Source organism: Oleiphilus sp. HI0123 (assembly GCF_001635315.1).
Genome location: NZ_LWGE01001857.1, coordinates 1 through 1428 on the forward strand (window position 1 = coordinate 1; position 1428 = coordinate 1428).

Annotated in this window: 1 protein-coding gene; it reads left to right on the top strand. The window is 46.2% G+C overall.

Annotated elements, in window-relative coordinates; all coding sequences use genetic code 11:
- Positions 1-279: 279 nt before the first annotated feature.
- Positions 280-1428 (top strand): FAD-dependent oxidoreductase (locus A3761_RS24910; protein ID WP_156492116.1); only part of this gene is annotated, 1149 nt, incomplete at its 3' end.

Consider the following 1428-nt stretch of genomic DNA (forward strand, 5'->3'; position numbering starts at 1 on the left):
GTGGACATAATTTCGGTATTCTTTTCACTGCACTCTCCGATTGACACTAAAGCTCATTGGTTACCGGAAAACAAAAAAATCCTTGTTACTAATAGGGATTGCAAATTATTTTAACTATCGCATTGCTTTCTATGGTGGCTTTCTATCTTATCAAAAATCCAGCAATGTAAATATCAACTCGTCAGGCGAGGATCTTTCGAGCTAATTTCGTCGATGTTTGGCTTGTGACTCACCGGCGGACTAAAAGCGGCTCGGTCAATATTTTTACGGTATATCAATATGAAAAAAAGTATAACAAGACGTGATTTCTTGAATGGTTCTGCATTGGCAATAGGAGCGATGGGTCTATCCAGTAGCACTGCATGGGCTCAGCTACTGGGCGCATCTGGTGAGGCGACGACGCTTGGCCCCTTACCTGCGGATTACTATCCACCAACTTTGACAGGCTTGCGGGGCAGCCATAAGGGATCCTTTGAAGTGGCCCACTCACTGGCATGGCGTGGTGAGAAACCGCAGCACTACCAAAAGCTTCACGAGCACTATGATCTGGTAATTGTTGGTGGTGGAATATCCGGATTGTCTGCAGCGTGGTTTTATCGAAAAAAAATGGGCCATGATGCACGCATTCTGATTCTGGATAATCACGACGATTTCGGCGGACATGCCAAGCGCAACGAATTCCAGGTCAAAGGTAAAACGTTATTGGGGGCTGGCGGTTCGCAAAACTTGGAGTTCCCAGACCGCTACGATGATATTTCCCGCTCAGTATTGGACGACTTGGGCATCGATACCGATATCATGGAATCCAATATGACGCAAGATTACCCCTTGGGCAATACCGATCACGATGCAGGCATGTCGATTGCGACTGATAATGGTCACGTTAACCTTGGCGGAAATTGGATTAATTTTTTACACGCGAAGGAAGGCTATCGCGAAGCGATAGAACGATTGCCTTATAATAAATCTGAAAAAGAAAAACTGATCGAATTCGTATCCGGCGAGCACGACTACCTTGATGAACTGTCCTTCTTCGAGAAATATAAGTACTCAAAAACCACCAGTTACAATAGTTTTCTTCGCGACAGAGTCGGGTTTTCGGGCAGAACAATTCGTATGCTAGATGTTTTTAGTCGTGGCATGTTCGGGTACTCTGGCTGGAAGGACAGTATTCTTCACGCCATCATGCTTGGCGCGCCAGGGCTCAGAGCGATGGGCTGGTTGGGTGAAGTAGCCGACTTCCTGACGATGAGTACAGGCAAAGCTTATGAAGCCAGATATTTCCCCGATGGCAATGCAACTGTAGCGAGGCTACTGGTGAGTAAGTTGATTCCCTCCGTAGCGAAAGGGGAGGGAAATTTTACCAACATTGCCACTAAACGCCTCGACTATAGTGAACTTGACCGAGAACGACACACCACTAAAATA